The organism is Lysinibacillus sp. NPDC093712, assembly GCF_050280025.1.
Taxonomy (GTDB): Bacteria; Bacillota; Bacilli; order Bacillales_A; family Planococcaceae; genus Lysinibacillus.
Genome location: NZ_JBNNUU010000002.1, coordinates 980,414 through 994,224, shown reverse-complemented (window position 1 = coordinate 994,224; position 13,811 = coordinate 980,414). Strand labels below are relative to the sequence as shown.

The window sequence follows — 13,811 nt, the reverse complement described above, 5'->3', positions numbered from 1 at the left end:
GTTTACTTATTTATTGTTTCAAAAGTGATGACGTTTTATCACTTATAAAAGCTTGATTTTACTAATGAATGGATGGATACGATGTCCAATTTAATGAAAGGTACAGCGATATTAACTTTAGGGATGTTTTTATCCAAGGTGCTTGGATTAATTTATATTTTTCCCTTTTATGCGATCGTTGGGCAAGAAAATATCGCGCTGTATCAATATGCATATATTCCTTACTCAATTATGCTTGCAATAGCCATTTCGGGTGCACCCATTGCTGTTTCTAAGTTTGTTTCTAAATACAATGCAATGGGAGATTATCAATCAGGTCGCAAGCTGATGAAGTCAGGTATACTCATTATGATGATTACGGGTATTGCCTCATTCGCTGCCCTTTTTATACTTGCAACACCGATTGGTGAGCTCGTTATAAAAAGTGACGAACAGAAATTTACAGTTGAGCAAATTGCTTCAGTTATCCGCTGGGTAAGTTTTGCACTGATTGTTGTGCCATTTATGAGTTTGTGGCGTGGCTTCTTCCAAGGCTATGACAAAATGGAACCAACGGCAATCTCGCAGTTAGTGGAGCAAATTGTCCGAATTGTCGTGTTATTAGGTGGTTCTTTCTTAGTAGTAGTTGTGTTTAATGGCAAACCGGAAACAGCAGTTTCTTTTGCCGTATTTGCGGCCTTTATCGGTGCAATTGGTGGTTTAATGGTACTCTATTACTATTGGAAAAAATATCAACCTGAATTTAATTTATTGCGTAGTCAAAGTGTTACTTCAACACAGCTACCAATGTCGAATATTTATAAAGAAGTGATAACATATTCGATTCCTATGGTATTTGTAGGGGTTGCAAATCCATTATTTCAATTAGTGGATATGCTAACGTTTAATGGAGCGATGAGTTCAATTGGCTTAGCGAAAGTTACAGATGAATATTTATCGATGATCAACTTTACAACACATAAAGTTGTAATTATTCCAGTTATGCTAGCTACTGGTTTTTCGATGGCACTAGTACCGACAATAACAAAATATTATACACAGGGTGAGTATTTATCGCTACGTCATGCGATGGATAAAACGTATCAAATATTGATTTTCATTACCTTACCTGCTGTTGTTGGTATTTCATTATTAGCAAATGAAATTTACTTTATGCTTTATTCAGAAAGTGAAATGGGTGCAGCTATTTTAGCCCATTATGCGCCAGTTGCGATTTTGTTTGCGTTGTTCCAAGTAACTGCTGCACTGCTACAAGGCATCGACTTTCAAAAATGGATTGTCTTCAGCTTACTATCAGGTATTTTAGTCAAGCTAGCACTTAACATAACGTTCATTCGTTGGTTAGAAGCAGATGGAGCTATTTTGGCAACTGCGATTGGCTACAGTGTATCCATTATTATTAATATGTTAGTCCTTAGAAAAACGCTTAATTATAAATCAGAAATGGTATTACGTCGCGTAATGCTTATTACACTTTTAACTGCTGCGATGGCAGTAAGTGTATTAATAGTCCATAAGCTATTAGAACTTATGATGGGACCAGTGGATGGCAAATTCTCAGCGCTCGTATACTCTGTTATTTGTGCGGCAGTGGGCATTGCTGTTTATGGATATTTGTCATTACGTCTAGGCTTAGCACAAAAATTACTTGGTGAGCGATTGACACGTATTACAAGTAAATTTGGATTTAAATAGGAGGAACTATGCGTTTAGATAAATTACTAGCCAATATGGGCTATGGCTCACGAAAGGAAGTTAAGCAACTCCTAAAACAAAAGGCAGTTTCCGTTGATGGCACATATGTGAAGGATGCAGCAATGCATGTTGATCCCGAACAACAAAATGTTGTCGTCTATGGTGAACGTGTTGTATATACAGAGTTTGTGTACTATATGATGAATAAGCCTCCTGGTGTTATTTCTGCAACTGAAGATTTACGAGATGAAACGGTCATTGATTTATTAGATCCCCTACACCAGCATTTTCAACCATTTCCTGTTGGGCGTTTAGATAAAGATACAGAGGGTTTGTTACTGTTGACGAATGACGGTGTATTGGCTCATAATTTATTATCTCCAAAAAAACATGTACCAAAAGTGTACTATGCCAAAATTGAGGGTATTGTTACGCAGGAAGACGGAGAAATTTTTGCTCGTGGTGTTGAGTTAGATGATGGCTATGTAACAAAGCCAGGTGAGCTTGTCATTTTGGAATCTGCACCGCTATCAGAAATTGAATTGACGATACAAGAAGGTAAATTTCATCAAGTGAAACGTATGTTTGAAGCAGTTGGTAAACGTGTGATCTACTTAAAACGCCTTTCTATGGGTAGTCTACAACTTGATGAAAGTTTAGCATTAGGTGAATACCGTGAGTTAACGTCAGAAGAATTAGCAAGCTTACAAAATAGAGATTAAAGAAATCCTCGATGCTGTACTTTTAGTATCGAGGATTTTTTATACATGTTTGTCCCGATAACTGTATAATATGATATATCAATAAAATATTATAGGGGATTATAGCGTACCGAAAATTGTATATTCAAAAAATGATAGTGAAGATGAGTAGAGGACATGTTAATGAAAAAACTACGAATTAAATTATTAATATCTTTAATTGCCTTTGCGTTAATACTTGTTGCTGTAATTTCTTATGTAAATAGGCAAATACTTGTGGCAAATATTGAAGACCAAGAAGCTAGTAATCGAACATTAATTGAAAATCATATTCTAACCGATATGCAAACTGTAGACAATGCACACTTTTATTTTGATAAAAATATTTCGGAAGACATGGAACAAGAACTGCAAGCATTAGCTACTTATTATAAGGAAAATCCTAATCTTGCTACGTGGGATTTACAACAAATGAAAAACAACCATGGCATGGATATATACATATTAGATAAAAAGAATACCGTCATTTATACAACATTTGAAAAAGATAGAGGGCTGAATTTTTCCCTTTGCTGTAAAAACTTTTCTGCTTTATTAGATGAAAGAAGAAAGAGTGGACAGTTTTATACAGATGGCATTGATATTTCGACAACTACAGGTGAGTATCGAAAATTTAGTTATTTGGCAACGCCTGATAAAAAATATTTATTAGAGCTTGGCTTGAAATTAAGTGAAGTGCCTGTTTTTCAAACGTTCAATTTTGGGAAAACCGCAGATTATTTAATTGATAAATATGCTGATTTGCTAGATTTACGAACGATTAATGCAGGGGGTATTTTTTTCTCAGACACAGATCCCAGTCGAACAACTGTAAAAAACCAATCAAAAAAATTTCAAGAGCATTTTAAGTTAGCTCTTCAAACGATGGAGCCAGCTGAATATCAACAAGAGTTAGGCAATGGTTATATAGAGACATATCGTTTTATACCATATGAGGCAGAGGCTATTCGAGGTGCATCTACAAAGCGAGTAGTGTATGTGAAATATGGTAATGATACGAAACTGACTGCACTTGCCAATAATACGAAACAGTTTTGGTTTGTTCTGATGATTGCATTAGTAACATCATTTATAATGCTGATGGTTATTAATAGATTGTTGTCTAAAACGATACAATTAGCAACATATGACCCACTAACAAATGTATTTAATCGTGCTACATATATAAGTAAAATGGATAAGTTATTAAGAAAAAGAAAAGCCAATACGCCTGGTTTACTATTAATAGATTTAGATAACTTTAAGCAAGTAAATGATCAATTTGGTCATGCTGAAGGCGATAGAATTCTTATTAAAACAGCCAATATTTTAAATGAAGCCGTGAAAAACAATGGCTTTGTTGTAAGATTTGGCGGCGATGAATTTGCAATTGTGTTATATGATACGAATGAGGAGCTTATGGTGCAGTTAGCAAATGCCATTTTGGCGAAAATACGAAGGTTAAAGAATGTCGATAATATGAAATGGTCCGTAATTTCTGTTAGTATGGGCGGGGTAATTTGTGAAAAATCAAATGAAACAGAATTGAGTTTATTTGAACGAGCTGATAAAGCATTATATCTGTCAAAGAAAGCAGGTAAAGACCAATACTCCAGTTATGATGAAGTTGCATCGACAGAAGAAAAGTGAAAAAGCACGAGACAAGTAGGAAATGGTGAACTGCCGACCTACGTGACTCGTGCTTTTTTAAGTGAAGTGCATTGTTAGGAAGCACCTTGTGTTTTAGAACGATAGAATAGGGAACTACATAAAACAAGAACAGCTATTACAACAAACATTGCATCAATATAATGCGTTAAAAGCCATCCGCCAATTATAGGACCAATAAAACCACCTAAATTTTTAAATTGGGATGCGCCTAAATAGGTTGCCTTTTGTGTGTCTGGCGCAATTTCATCAATCATGACATTCATCGTTGGAAAAGCAAATATTTCCCCAATAGTAAAAATGACCATTGCACAGATGAACAGTGGATAGCCAGTAGATAAGCCAAATAACGATAAACCAACCGCAAAGAACAGGATACCAATAAGAAGGATGGTTGATGATGAAAAACGCTCTGAAAAAATACTAATCGGTAATTGTAGTAAAAGAACAACCGCCGCATTTAACGAAATTAGTAAAGAATAGAGCTTAGCACCATCTTCGATTTTAAGCTCAATAAGTTGCGGAAGTGTTGAATCGAATTGGGAGTAGCCAATATTTATTAAAATTGCCCCAAAAATAAAGCTTAGTAATACTTTGTTTGTTAAAAGAATCGTAAAGGTTTGAAGCACTTTTGTTTGTATTTTAGCTTTTTGTTGCTGCATTTCATAACGGTTCAAAACGAAAAATAAAAATATTGCATAAATAATGTACATAACACCTGTCAGCATAAACGGAATGCTAGGACTAGATAACTGGGCTATATAAACGCCAATAAGAGGACCTATAACTGCGGCTATATTAATGGCTGTATAGCGCAATGAAAACAATCTTTTACGTTTTGCTGCCGGAGTGAAATCAATCATTAATGCTTGTGTGGAAGGTTCAAAGAACGAGCGACATAAACCGTTCAACGCATTTAGTACGACGAAGAACCAAATCGTATGTGCTGTAGCAAAGCCAAAGAAAACAATACTCCAAACGAGTATCGTAAGTAAAATGACACTTTTGCGACCAAAGCGATCTGTTAAGTAACCACCAAAAAAACCGCCTACTGTGGAAATTAATGGTGCAATACCAATAGTCAGCCCTATTTGTAAAGGGGAGGCATCAATTTCGTTATGTAAATATATAGCTAAAAAAGGCATTGCCATAAAGCTCGCAATACGTGTAAATATAGTACCACCTAAAATAATCCAAACGAGTGGGTGGAACATCTTGGATAGTTGCATAAATATCCTCCTCTCAACATGTAGAATGTTTCGAGTGTAACGGATTGTGAAGAGACTGTAAATAGAAAAAAAGAATGACCCCGACGAAAGGTCATTCTTTTTTCTTACAAAAATGCTTTACGCAACGTGCGCAAAAACTAAGACGTCATTTTTACTTTTTTACTCGTCGTTGTCCATTTGCCTCGACTTGGACTCATCACCAAATCGTTAAAGGCTAACACGTTCAAATCTCTTTGAACGGTGCGAGGAGTGATGCTAAACTCTTCGACTAAATCCTGTGTAGACACGGTTCCTTTGTCTAAAATAAACATGTACACGTCTTTAATACGATTAAGCATTCGATCAGTAGTTGGTTTCATAAATGAACCACTCCTTCATCTTAATTCACTTGGCATAGACTAGCGGACGACACTATGTGCGGAGTGCACTGAGGCTTTTTAAGTAGCTGCCTTAGACATCCCCTTTTCTAATTTTATGTTCAGAACAACAATTCTGATAACTCTATTATATAGAAAAACGAAGCAGTTTTCTAGTGAATGCAATAGAAATTTACAATATATACATAAAGATTTGGCTGTATTTTGTGGACATTAGTGTAAAAGATGCTATATGTGGTAGTGTAAAGGGAAGATAGGTAAATGATAGTTAGAAAGACGATTGTATTTTTCTAAGTAAAGAGTAGAATAATCTTATTATAAAATGGAGGAGGTACATAGTATGGATTGGCTACATGCTGCAAAGGAAAGACAAGATGAATTAATAAGAGAGTTGCAAGAGCTTGTGCAAATTAATAGTGTATTGGATGAAAAAACGATAACAGCCGATGTGCCGTTTGGTGATGGACCGTTAAAGGCGCTGGAATGGTTGTTAGCAAAAGGTGAAGCTGAAGGGCTACAAACGAAAAATATTGATAATTATGCTGGACATATTGAAATGGGTCAAGGTGAAGAATTGCTCGGTATTTTATGTCATGTTGACGTTGTGCCTGAAGGTGATGAAACGAATTGGACTTATCCACCTTTTAGTGGCACGATTGCCGATGGGAAATTATTTGCCAGAGGTGCTATTGACGATAAGGGTCCAACAATTGCTGCATGGATGGCGATGAAGCTTGTGAAAGATGCAGGCATTCAATTAAACAAACGTGTACGAATGATTATCGGTACGGATGAAGAAACAGGCTTCCGCTGTGTCGACCATTATTTTAAAAATGAGGAAATGCCAACATTCGGTTTTGCACCAGATGCAGACTTCCCACTCATTAATGCCGAAAAGGGCATCGCAGAGCTTGTGTTCTCTCAAAATAAAACTGGGGATGCTACGAAAGAACAGCTACTACTATTTAATGCTGGTAAGCGTCCAAATATGGTACCAGATTTCGCAAAAGCGACAATTCAATTCGTATCTGGACAATTCGAACAGAATTTTCAAACATTTTTAAGCAAAAATCAGCTAGAAGGCTCTTTATTAATAGAGGGTTCTCACTATATAATAACTATCAAAGGAAAAGCAGCTCACGCGATGGAGCCTGAGAAAGGTGTCAATGCAGCTGTTTACCTTTCAGCATTTTTACAGCAAGAGTTGACGACAGAAGGAAGTAAGCAATTTGTCGATTTTATCGCAGATGTATTCCATCAAGACCATTATGGCAACGCACTAGCATTACAATTTGAGGATGATATGTCTGGTAAAACGACATTAAATCCGGGTATTGTAGCATATGATGTGGCCCAAGGTGGCAGTATGGTAATTAGTATGCGCTACTCTGTAACTTATCCATTTGATGAAAAAATTACAGAGGCTCAACGCTTAGCAGCTGATAAAGGATTTTCACTCGATATTCAAGATGATTCAAAACCGCATTATGTAAGCGAGGATGACCCATTAATCCAAGCGTTAGCCGGTGTTTATCGCCGTCAAACAGGTGATAACGAAACTCCGCTCCTTTCTACTGGTGGCGGCACGTATGCACGCGTTATGAAAAAGGGTGTGGCATTCGGTATGTTATTCCCTGGTGAGCCAGATGTGGCACATCGTGCGGATGAATTCGTTGTCATTGAAAATTTAGTAAAAGCTGCGGCTATTTACGCAGAAGCAATTGTTGAACTTGCAGGGAAGTAAATGTAATTCAGCAAGAGAGTGATGACTTGACACGCATAGGTAGACAAGCGTCATGTGCAACGCTCTTCACTGAATAAGTACTTTGATTTCCTATTTCTAGTCTTACTTTATTGTATAATGGGAGACACTGTACCTGTAAATGCGAAAAATAACTCAAAAATGAAAAGGATGTATGAACATGGCATACTCATTATGGAATGATCAAATTGTTGAAGAAGGATCTATTACAGTTTCACCAGAAGACCGTGGTTACCAATTTGGTGACGGTATTTATGAAGTAATTAAAGTTTATAACGGAAATATGTTCACAGCACAAGAACACATTGATCGTTTCTATGCTAGTGCCGAAAAAATTCGTCTTGTCATTCCTTATACAAAAGACGTTTTACACAAACTACTGCATGATTTAATCGAAAAAAATAACTTAGAAACAGGTCATGTTTATTTTCAAATTACACGTGGTACGACATCTCGTAACCACATTTTCCCGGATGCAAGTGTACCAGCTGTCCTAACAGGTAATGTTAAAGCTGGTGAGCGGTCAATTGAAAATTTTGAAAAAGGTGTTAAGGCAACATTGGTAGAAGATGTTCGCTGGTTACGTTGTGATATCAAGTCTTTAAATTTACTTGGAGCAGTGCTTGCAAAGCAAGAGGCTTCTGAAAAAGGCTGTTATGAAGCAATTTTACACCGTGGTGATACTGTAACAGAATGTTCATCTGCTAATGTTTACGGTATTAAAGCCGGTAAACTGTATACACACCCAGCAAATAACTACATCTTAAATGGTATTACACGCCAAGTTATTTTAAAATGTGCAGCAGAAATTAATTTACCTGTTATTGAAGAGCCTATGACGAAAGGCGATTTATTAGCAATGGATGAAATTATCGTGTCTTCTGTTTCATCTGAAGTAACACCCGTTATCGATGTAGATGGTCGTCAAATTGGTGCAGGTGTTCCTGGAGAATGGACTCGTAAATTACAAAAAGCTTTTGAGGCGAAATTACCACTTTCAATCAACGCTAAATAACAGTAAGTAATAAAAAAGAGCTACCTAAAACTTGGTTAATAGCCGAGCTGCTAGGTTAGCTCTTTTTTATAGAACAAAATATGCATGTATTCTCCTGAAACGTCATGTAAAATAAAAAGGATAGAGCCTTTAATTGGTATTGGTAAAAACCGCAATGAGGTAAAGTTGATATGGAGCAGTAAGATTGGAGTGACCTAAACATGGCACAATTAGTGAAAATACAAGATTATATTTCACGTTATCAAATTGATTTAGCTAGATATCCTACACAGTTTGTGCGCTTAAAAAAAAGTCAATGGGAGCGTATTAAACGTCAATGGGAATTAGGAGAAGATATTACCGAATGGCAACATACTGAGAATGAAAAAGACAATGATTCATTTGATGAAAAGGAGCGCTTCTCATTATTTAAAAAGATTTTTGCAGGGCGCCAAAAAGAAGAAATACAAGAAGATATTGAGCAAGTAGATATTACGAACGAATTTGCCAATGAGGAAGATGTAATTCCGGAAGAAGAAACAACATTATCATTTGAACCGAATATTGTTTACGCACCTCAGTCCATCCATGAACTGAAGCGGATGTTTATTGACCAGTTTTTTCATTTTCAAATGAAATGGGCAAGCTCCACATTGCGAGAAAAATCATATGTAGACCCTCGATTTATGCGTGATTCTTTGTTACGCACATTGCTGCAAAACTTACCAGATAACTATTTAGTTTTTTACTATCCGATTTTACAGGTGAGAAAAGCACCAATCGAGCTAGATGTTGTGTTAATGTCACCAACAGAATGTATTTGTATTACTGTGCTTGAAGCAGAGAATCAGGCGGTGTACGTAGGCGGCAGTGAACGCTTCTGGGTGAAAAAAGTTGGAACAAAGGATACAAAAATACTGAACCCGATGATTAGCTTAAGCAGAATGGAATCTGTCTTAACACAATTATTTAAGCAAGACCAAATAGACATGCCGATTCGCAAGGTCATTTTAACACGTAACGGTTATTTTGATTACCCTGGTTCATCTTTTAGTGTTCGATTAGTCGATCGTCGTAATTATCATGAATGGCTACAGACATTGAAAAATGTTTCATCACCTATGAAACATATGCAAATTCGGGCAGCACAAACAATTTTAAATAACGTACAAACGACGTCGTTTAATCGTGATATTTGGCAACAGACATCTTCAAAAGCTGAGGACTAACAAATGCGTGTATTATTTATTGTTAATGAGTGTGCAGGGAATGGAAAAGGTAAAATTGTTTGGAATAGACTACAGCAGCATTTAACCATTGACTATCAAGTCGCGCTCACACAATATGAGGGGCACGGTCAAGAAATTGCTAAGCAATGGGTGCAAAAAGACCAAACAAAAAAGTTAATCATAGTAGTTGGCGGGGATGGCACCGTTCATGAAGTTGTTAGTGGCATTGTACATAATAATTTAGTCGTTATTGCGGTTGTTAGTGCAGGCTCTGGTAATGATTTTGCACGTTATTTTCAAACATTTAAAAATGCCAAACAGATTGAAATATATGTAAAAACTGAAATGCCTTCTACTTTGATGGATATCGGAAAGCTACAGCTAGGAGCTATTCAACACGAAGTGTTCGTCAATAATGCAGGCATCGGCTTTGATGCCTATGTCACAAGGCAAATAAATAAGTCGCGTCTTAAATACTATTTCAATAAAATAGGACTAGGAAAACTATCATATGCTGTTGCGGTTGTTAGAGGGCTATTTCGCTTTACATGTTTCAATGTTACAGTTCTTGCGCAAAATGAAACGCTTCACTTTCAAAATGTCTGGTTTGTTGCTACAAGCAACCAACCGTATTTTGGCGGTGGTATGAAAATTTCACCTATGTCTAAAGCAAATGATGGCAAAGTTGAATTAACTATCGTTCACAATATTTCAAGAGTAAAGTTGCTATTAATTTTCGCCACTGTTTTTTTTGAAAAGCATACAAAGTTTCGAGAAATATCTTTTTTACAAAGTGAACAATTTGAGATTATTGTGCATGCAAATAGTGTTGATTGTCATGCTGATGGAAATTATATTGGGGCGATTGGGCAGGATACGGTCGTGCGATGCACAGTGCAACAACAAGCCTGGAAATGTATAACATTGGAAAAATCAAAAAACGTCATTTCGCAATAATTTCATGCGAATGTGACGTTTTTACGTTATACTAATAAAAAATCAATAATTTCACTATTAAGAAATGAGGAAGAAAATTGAGATTAAGAAATAAGCCTTGGGCAGAGGAAATGATTACAAATCATCCAGAGGTGATTATTCCAAATCCTGAAGACTTTAAAGGAAATTGGCAAGCTGTTTTTGGCAATGATCACCCTTTACACATTGAAGTAGGTACTGGGAAAGGTCAATTTGTGACTGGAATGGCCCTGCAAAATCCACATATTAATTATATTGGTATCGAGCTGTATGATAGCGTGATCGTTTGCGCTTTAGAAAATATATTAGAAGCTAAATCTCCAGCGAATTTACGTTTGTTAAAAGTAAATGGCGCAGATTTATATAAATTTTTTGAAAAAAATGATGTAGACCGCGTGTATTTGAATTTCTCAGATCCTTGGCCGAAAATACGCCACGCAAAGCGACGTTTAACGCACGAGGGTTTTTTGAAATTATATGAGTCGATTCTAGTGGATAATGGGGAAGTCCATTTTAAAACGGATAACCGTGGTCTGTTTGAGTATTCGTTAATTAGTATGTCTGAATATGGTATGTTATTAAAGTATGTATCACTCGACCTACATGCGAATATGCCAGAAGATAATGTTATGACAGAATATGAGCAGAAATTTTCTGCTAAAGGACAGCCGATTTATCGTTTAGAATCGCAATTTATTAAAAAATAGTAAATAGTAGGGGGAGTATGGATGGATCAGTTACAGTTTCACACTATGTCATTATCATGGCTAAACGGGGGTGTCACTTGCCTTGATGGCGGTGCAATGTTTGGCGTGGTACCAAAACCACTTTGGTCACGCAAATATCCAGTAAACGAAAACAATCAAATCGAATTACCTACAGAGCCTATCTTAATTCAATATGATGGGAAAAACTATATTATTGATACGGGTGTTGGTTTTAACAAATTAAATGAGAAGCAATTGCGCAACTTTGGCGTAACAGAGGAATCGACTCTAGCTAATAGTTTGCAAGAGCTTGGCTTAACAACAGCTGATATCGATGCAATATTAATGACGCATTTACATTTCGATCATGCAGGTGGTCTTACGCAATGGGACAATGAAGTATTAGTCCCTACATTCCCTAATGCAAAAATTTATGTAACAAAAATTGAATGGGATGAAATGCGTGAGCCGAATATTCGCTCTAAGAATACGTATTGGAAAGAAAATTGGGAGCCTGTTCAGCATTTAGTAGAAACATATGAAGGTACGTTAGAGGTTGCTTCTGGCATTGAAATGATTCACACAGGTGGACATAGTGATGGACATGCAATTATTAAGCTAACACAAAATGGTGAAGTAATGTTGCACATGGCAGATATTATGCCAACACATGCGCATCAAAATCCATTATGGGTTTTAGCATATGATGATTATCCGATGACGAGTGTATTTGCCAAGGAGCGTCTTATGAAAGAAGCCTTAGCAAACGGCTACAGTTTTATTTTCTACCATGATGCGTATTATCGTATGATTAAATGGGATGAGACTGGTAAGGAAATTGTTGATAAGTTAGAACGCAGCAGACAAGCTGTTATTACATTTTAAACAATAAGATATGTTGACTTAATGCGTAAGCACTTTTAAAGCCCACATGCCAGACTATAGACAAGCCCCAACAATTTGGAGGCTCGTCTATAGTCTTTTTTATTTTAAAACTATGCATGGCTCTTGCTCAAAACAGCACAAAATGAAAAACGCAATAAACGGCGAAGTAGCGAAGGTTGCTTACGATATTCCCGCGAAAAAGCGTTCGCACGTAGCTGAAATCAACGGAAGGTAGTTACTAATTACAGATTTCTTTGAGTTTTCCTAAAGTCTGATTTTTGGTTGGTATTTCAAAATATTTTTTTGCGTTATTCAGCTATTTGAAAACGACTACTTTCTTAGTGGTGATATAATATGCTGTTTACCAATTTTAACATGTAATATTCTGAATATTACATATTGACTGATTAATCTAATATTAATATACTGAGATAACATCAAAGAGCGTTAGATTGACAGAAGGGAAATGAAATACAATGAAAAATTTTATCAATAATGTACTGACTGGTATGAGCATGGGGATAGTTGTTTGTTTAATTCCCAATGCATTAGTAGGTGAGATATTAAAACTAATAATTCCCTATGTACCGCAGTTAGAAATCATTTTGAATACATCCGTATTAGCAATGAGTCTACTGCCAGTTATTATTGGAGTCATGACAGGAATTTGCTTTAAATTAACACCTGTCCAAACATGTAGCGTTGGACTAGCCGCTTTTGTCGGTAGCGGTGTATATACAATTGATTCAGATGCAGGCATTACAATTGCCGGTATTGGTGTTGTTATTAATATTGGGATTACGACAGCTTTAGCTGTGTTATTTGTGCAATTTTTAGGTAATAAGCTTAAAGACTTTACACTTTTATTAATGCCTGCACTTGCTATGTTTGGACCCGGGTTAATCGGGAACGCCCTTTTACCATATGTGCGAACAGGCTCAGGATATGTTGGTCTTATTATTGAGCATTTAACGACGTTACAGCCTGTGGTGATGGGCTCACTAATTGCTATGATTTTCTCAATATTAATTATTTCACCAATTTCTACAATAGGTGTAGCGACAGTAATTATGTTATCAGGCATCGGTGCGGGTGCAGCAAATCTTGGTGTTTGTGCATCTGGTGTAGGTATGTGTATTGCCAGTTATAAGGCTAATAATATTGGTACTGCCATTGCACATGTTGCATCTGCAAAAATTCAAATGCGTAATTTTTTCATGAAGCCAAAAATAGCATTTCCGATGATTATTACTGCGGGAATATTAGGCGCATTAGCAGGGCTCTTTGAAATTGTAGGTACACCATACAGCGCTGGTTTCGGTCTAGGAGGCTTTGTTGGCCCGTTGAAGTATTTAAGTTTAGTTGGTTGGACTCCTTATACGCTAACAATAGCAATTACATTATTTATCGCTCTGCCGATTGTATTAAATGTTGTCTTACTACGAATCTTCTCGATGAAACTGAAATGGATTACATCTGAAGACTACAAGGTGCATTATGAATAATTGAAAAGTCTCCGTTTGGGGGCTTTTTTTTCGTGAACATTTTGG

12 protein-coding genes are annotated in these 13,811 nt (G+C 36.5%); 10 read left to right on the top strand and 2 right to left on the bottom strand.

The features are described from left to right. Window positions 1-81 precede the first annotated feature (81 nt). The 3 genes from ACQKNX_RS12400 to ACQKNX_RS12390 all read left to right on the top strand — a co-directional run bounded on the left by ACQKNX_RS12400 (window position 82) and on the right by ACQKNX_RS12390 (window position 4,085). A complete protein-coding gene (locus ACQKNX_RS12400; RefSeq protein WP_427429121.1) occupies window positions 82-1,695 on the top strand; it encodes a putative polysaccharide biosynthesis protein in 1,614 nt (537 codons plus the stop codon). 8 nt (window positions 1,696-1,703) lie between these two features. Further along, on the top strand, window positions 1,704-2,417 hold the full coding sequence (locus tag ACQKNX_RS12395; protein ID WP_427429120.1) for a pseudouridine synthase: 714 nt from the start codon (window positions 1,704-1,706) through the stop codon (window positions 2,415-2,417). 162 nt (window positions 2,418-2,579) lie between these two features. Next, window positions 2,580-4,085, top strand: a complete 1,506-nt coding sequence (locus tag ACQKNX_RS12390; RefSeq protein WP_427429119.1) for a GGDEF domain-containing protein — start codon at window positions 2,580-2,582, stop codon at window positions 4,083-4,085. A gap of 74 nt (window positions 4,086-4,159) precedes the next feature. Here ACQKNX_RS12390 and ACQKNX_RS12385 read toward each other — a convergent pair whose 3' ends face one another. Both ACQKNX_RS12385 and ACQKNX_RS12380 read right to left on the bottom strand, forming a co-directional pair. Beyond that, window positions 4,160-5,332 (bottom strand): MDR family MFS transporter, encoded by a 1,173-nt coding sequence (locus ACQKNX_RS12385; RefSeq protein WP_427429118.1) that lies wholly within the window; start codon window positions 5,330-5,332, stop codon window positions 4,160-4,162. Between the two features lie 137 nt (window positions 5,333-5,469). Beyond that, entirely contained in the window at window positions 5,470-5,691 is a 222-nt protein-coding gene (locus ACQKNX_RS12380; protein ID WP_010860244.1) for a DeoR family transcriptional regulator, read from the bottom strand. Window positions 5,692-6,049: 358 nt separating this feature from the next. Between ACQKNX_RS12380 and pepV the strand changes: the two genes are divergently transcribed. The 7 genes from pepV to ACQKNX_RS12345 all read left to right on the top strand — a co-directional run bounded on the left by pepV (window position 6,050) and on the right by ACQKNX_RS12345 (window position 13,766). After that, window positions 6,050-7,453, top strand: coding sequence for a dipeptidase PepV (pepV, locus tag ACQKNX_RS12375; RefSeq protein WP_427429117.1), 1,404 nt, complete (start codon window positions 6,050-6,052; stop codon window positions 7,451-7,453). Window positions 7,454-7,631: 178 nt separating this feature from the next. Continuing rightward, on the top strand, window positions 7,632-8,486 hold the full coding sequence (gene dat / locus ACQKNX_RS12370; protein WP_401020778.1) for a D-amino-acid transaminase: 855 nt from the start codon (window positions 7,632-7,634) through the stop codon (window positions 8,484-8,486). A gap of 200 nt (window positions 8,487-8,686) precedes the next feature. Then, window positions 8,687-9,694: a nuclease-related domain-containing protein gene (locus ACQKNX_RS12365; protein ID WP_427429116.1), complete on the top strand. Its 1,008-nt coding sequence runs from the start codon at window positions 8,687-8,689 to the stop codon at window positions 9,692-9,694. A 3-nt stretch (window positions 9,695-9,697) separates the two neighbouring features. Continuing rightward, the gene (locus ACQKNX_RS12360) at window positions 9,698-10,651 is read left to right on the top strand and encodes a diacylglycerol/lipid kinase family protein (RefSeq protein WP_427429115.1); all 954 of its coding nucleotides are present in this window, start codon (window positions 9,698-9,700) and stop codon (window positions 10,649-10,651) included. A 77-nt stretch (window positions 10,652-10,728) separates the two neighbouring features. Beyond that, on the top strand, window positions 10,729-11,376 hold the full coding sequence (gene trmB, locus ACQKNX_RS12355; protein WP_427429114.1) for a tRNA (guanosine(46)-N7)-methyltransferase TrmB: 648 nt from the start codon (window positions 10,729-10,731) through the stop codon (window positions 11,374-11,376). A 21-nt stretch (window positions 11,377-11,397) separates the two neighbouring features. Further along, a complete protein-coding gene (locus tag ACQKNX_RS12350) occupies window positions 11,398-12,261 on the top strand; it encodes a YtnP family quorum-quenching lactonase (RefSeq protein ID WP_427429113.1) in 864 nt (287 codons plus the stop codon). A gap of 476 nt (window positions 12,262-12,737) precedes the next feature. Then, window positions 12,738-13,766: a PTS transporter subunit IIC gene (locus ACQKNX_RS12345; protein WP_427429112.1), complete on the top strand. Its 1,029-nt coding sequence runs from the start codon at window positions 12,738-12,740 to the stop codon at window positions 13,764-13,766. Window positions 13,767-13,811: the final 45 nt, after the last annotated feature.

Excerpts from the sequence above, each read along its gene's own strand:
- ACQKNX_RS12385 (WP_427429118.1), bottom strand. The coding sequence starts at position 5,332 with ATGCAACTATCCAAGATGTTCCACCCACTCGTTTGGATTATTTTAGGT.
- ACQKNX_RS12365 (WP_427429116.1), top strand. The coding sequence starts at position 8,687 with ATGGCACAATTAGTGAAAATACAAGATTATATTTCACGTTATCAAATT.
- ACQKNX_RS12345 (WP_427429112.1), top strand. The coding sequence starts at position 12,738 with ATGAAAAATTTTATCAATAATGTACTGACTGGTATGAGCATGGGGATA.
- ACQKNX_RS12360 (WP_427429115.1), top strand. The coding sequence starts at position 9,698 with ATGCGTGTATTATTTATTGTTAATGAGTGTGCAGGGAATGGAAAAGGT.
- pepV (WP_427429117.1), top strand. The coding sequence starts at position 6,050 with ATGGATTGGCTACATGCTGCAAAGGAAAGACAAGATGAATTAATAAGA.
- ACQKNX_RS12350 (WP_427429113.1), top strand. The coding sequence starts at position 11,398 with ATGGATCAGTTACAGTTTCACACTATGTCATTATCATGGCTAAACGGG.
- ACQKNX_RS12400 (WP_427429121.1), top strand. The coding sequence starts at position 82 with ATGTCCAATTTAATGAAAGGTACAGCGATATTAACTTTAGGGATGTTT.
- ACQKNX_RS12390 (WP_427429119.1), top strand. The coding sequence starts at position 2,580 with ATGAAAAAACTACGAATTAAATTATTAATATCTTTAATTGCCTTTGCG.
- ACQKNX_RS12380 (WP_010860244.1), bottom strand. The coding sequence starts at position 5,691 with ATGAAACCAACTACTGATCGAATGCTTAATCGTATTAAAGACGTGTAC.
- dat (WP_401020778.1), top strand. The coding sequence starts at position 7,632 with ATGGCATACTCATTATGGAATGATCAAATTGTTGAAGAAGGATCTATT.
- ACQKNX_RS12395 (WP_427429120.1), top strand. The coding sequence starts at position 1,704 with ATGCGTTTAGATAAATTACTAGCCAATATGGGCTATGGCTCACGAAAG.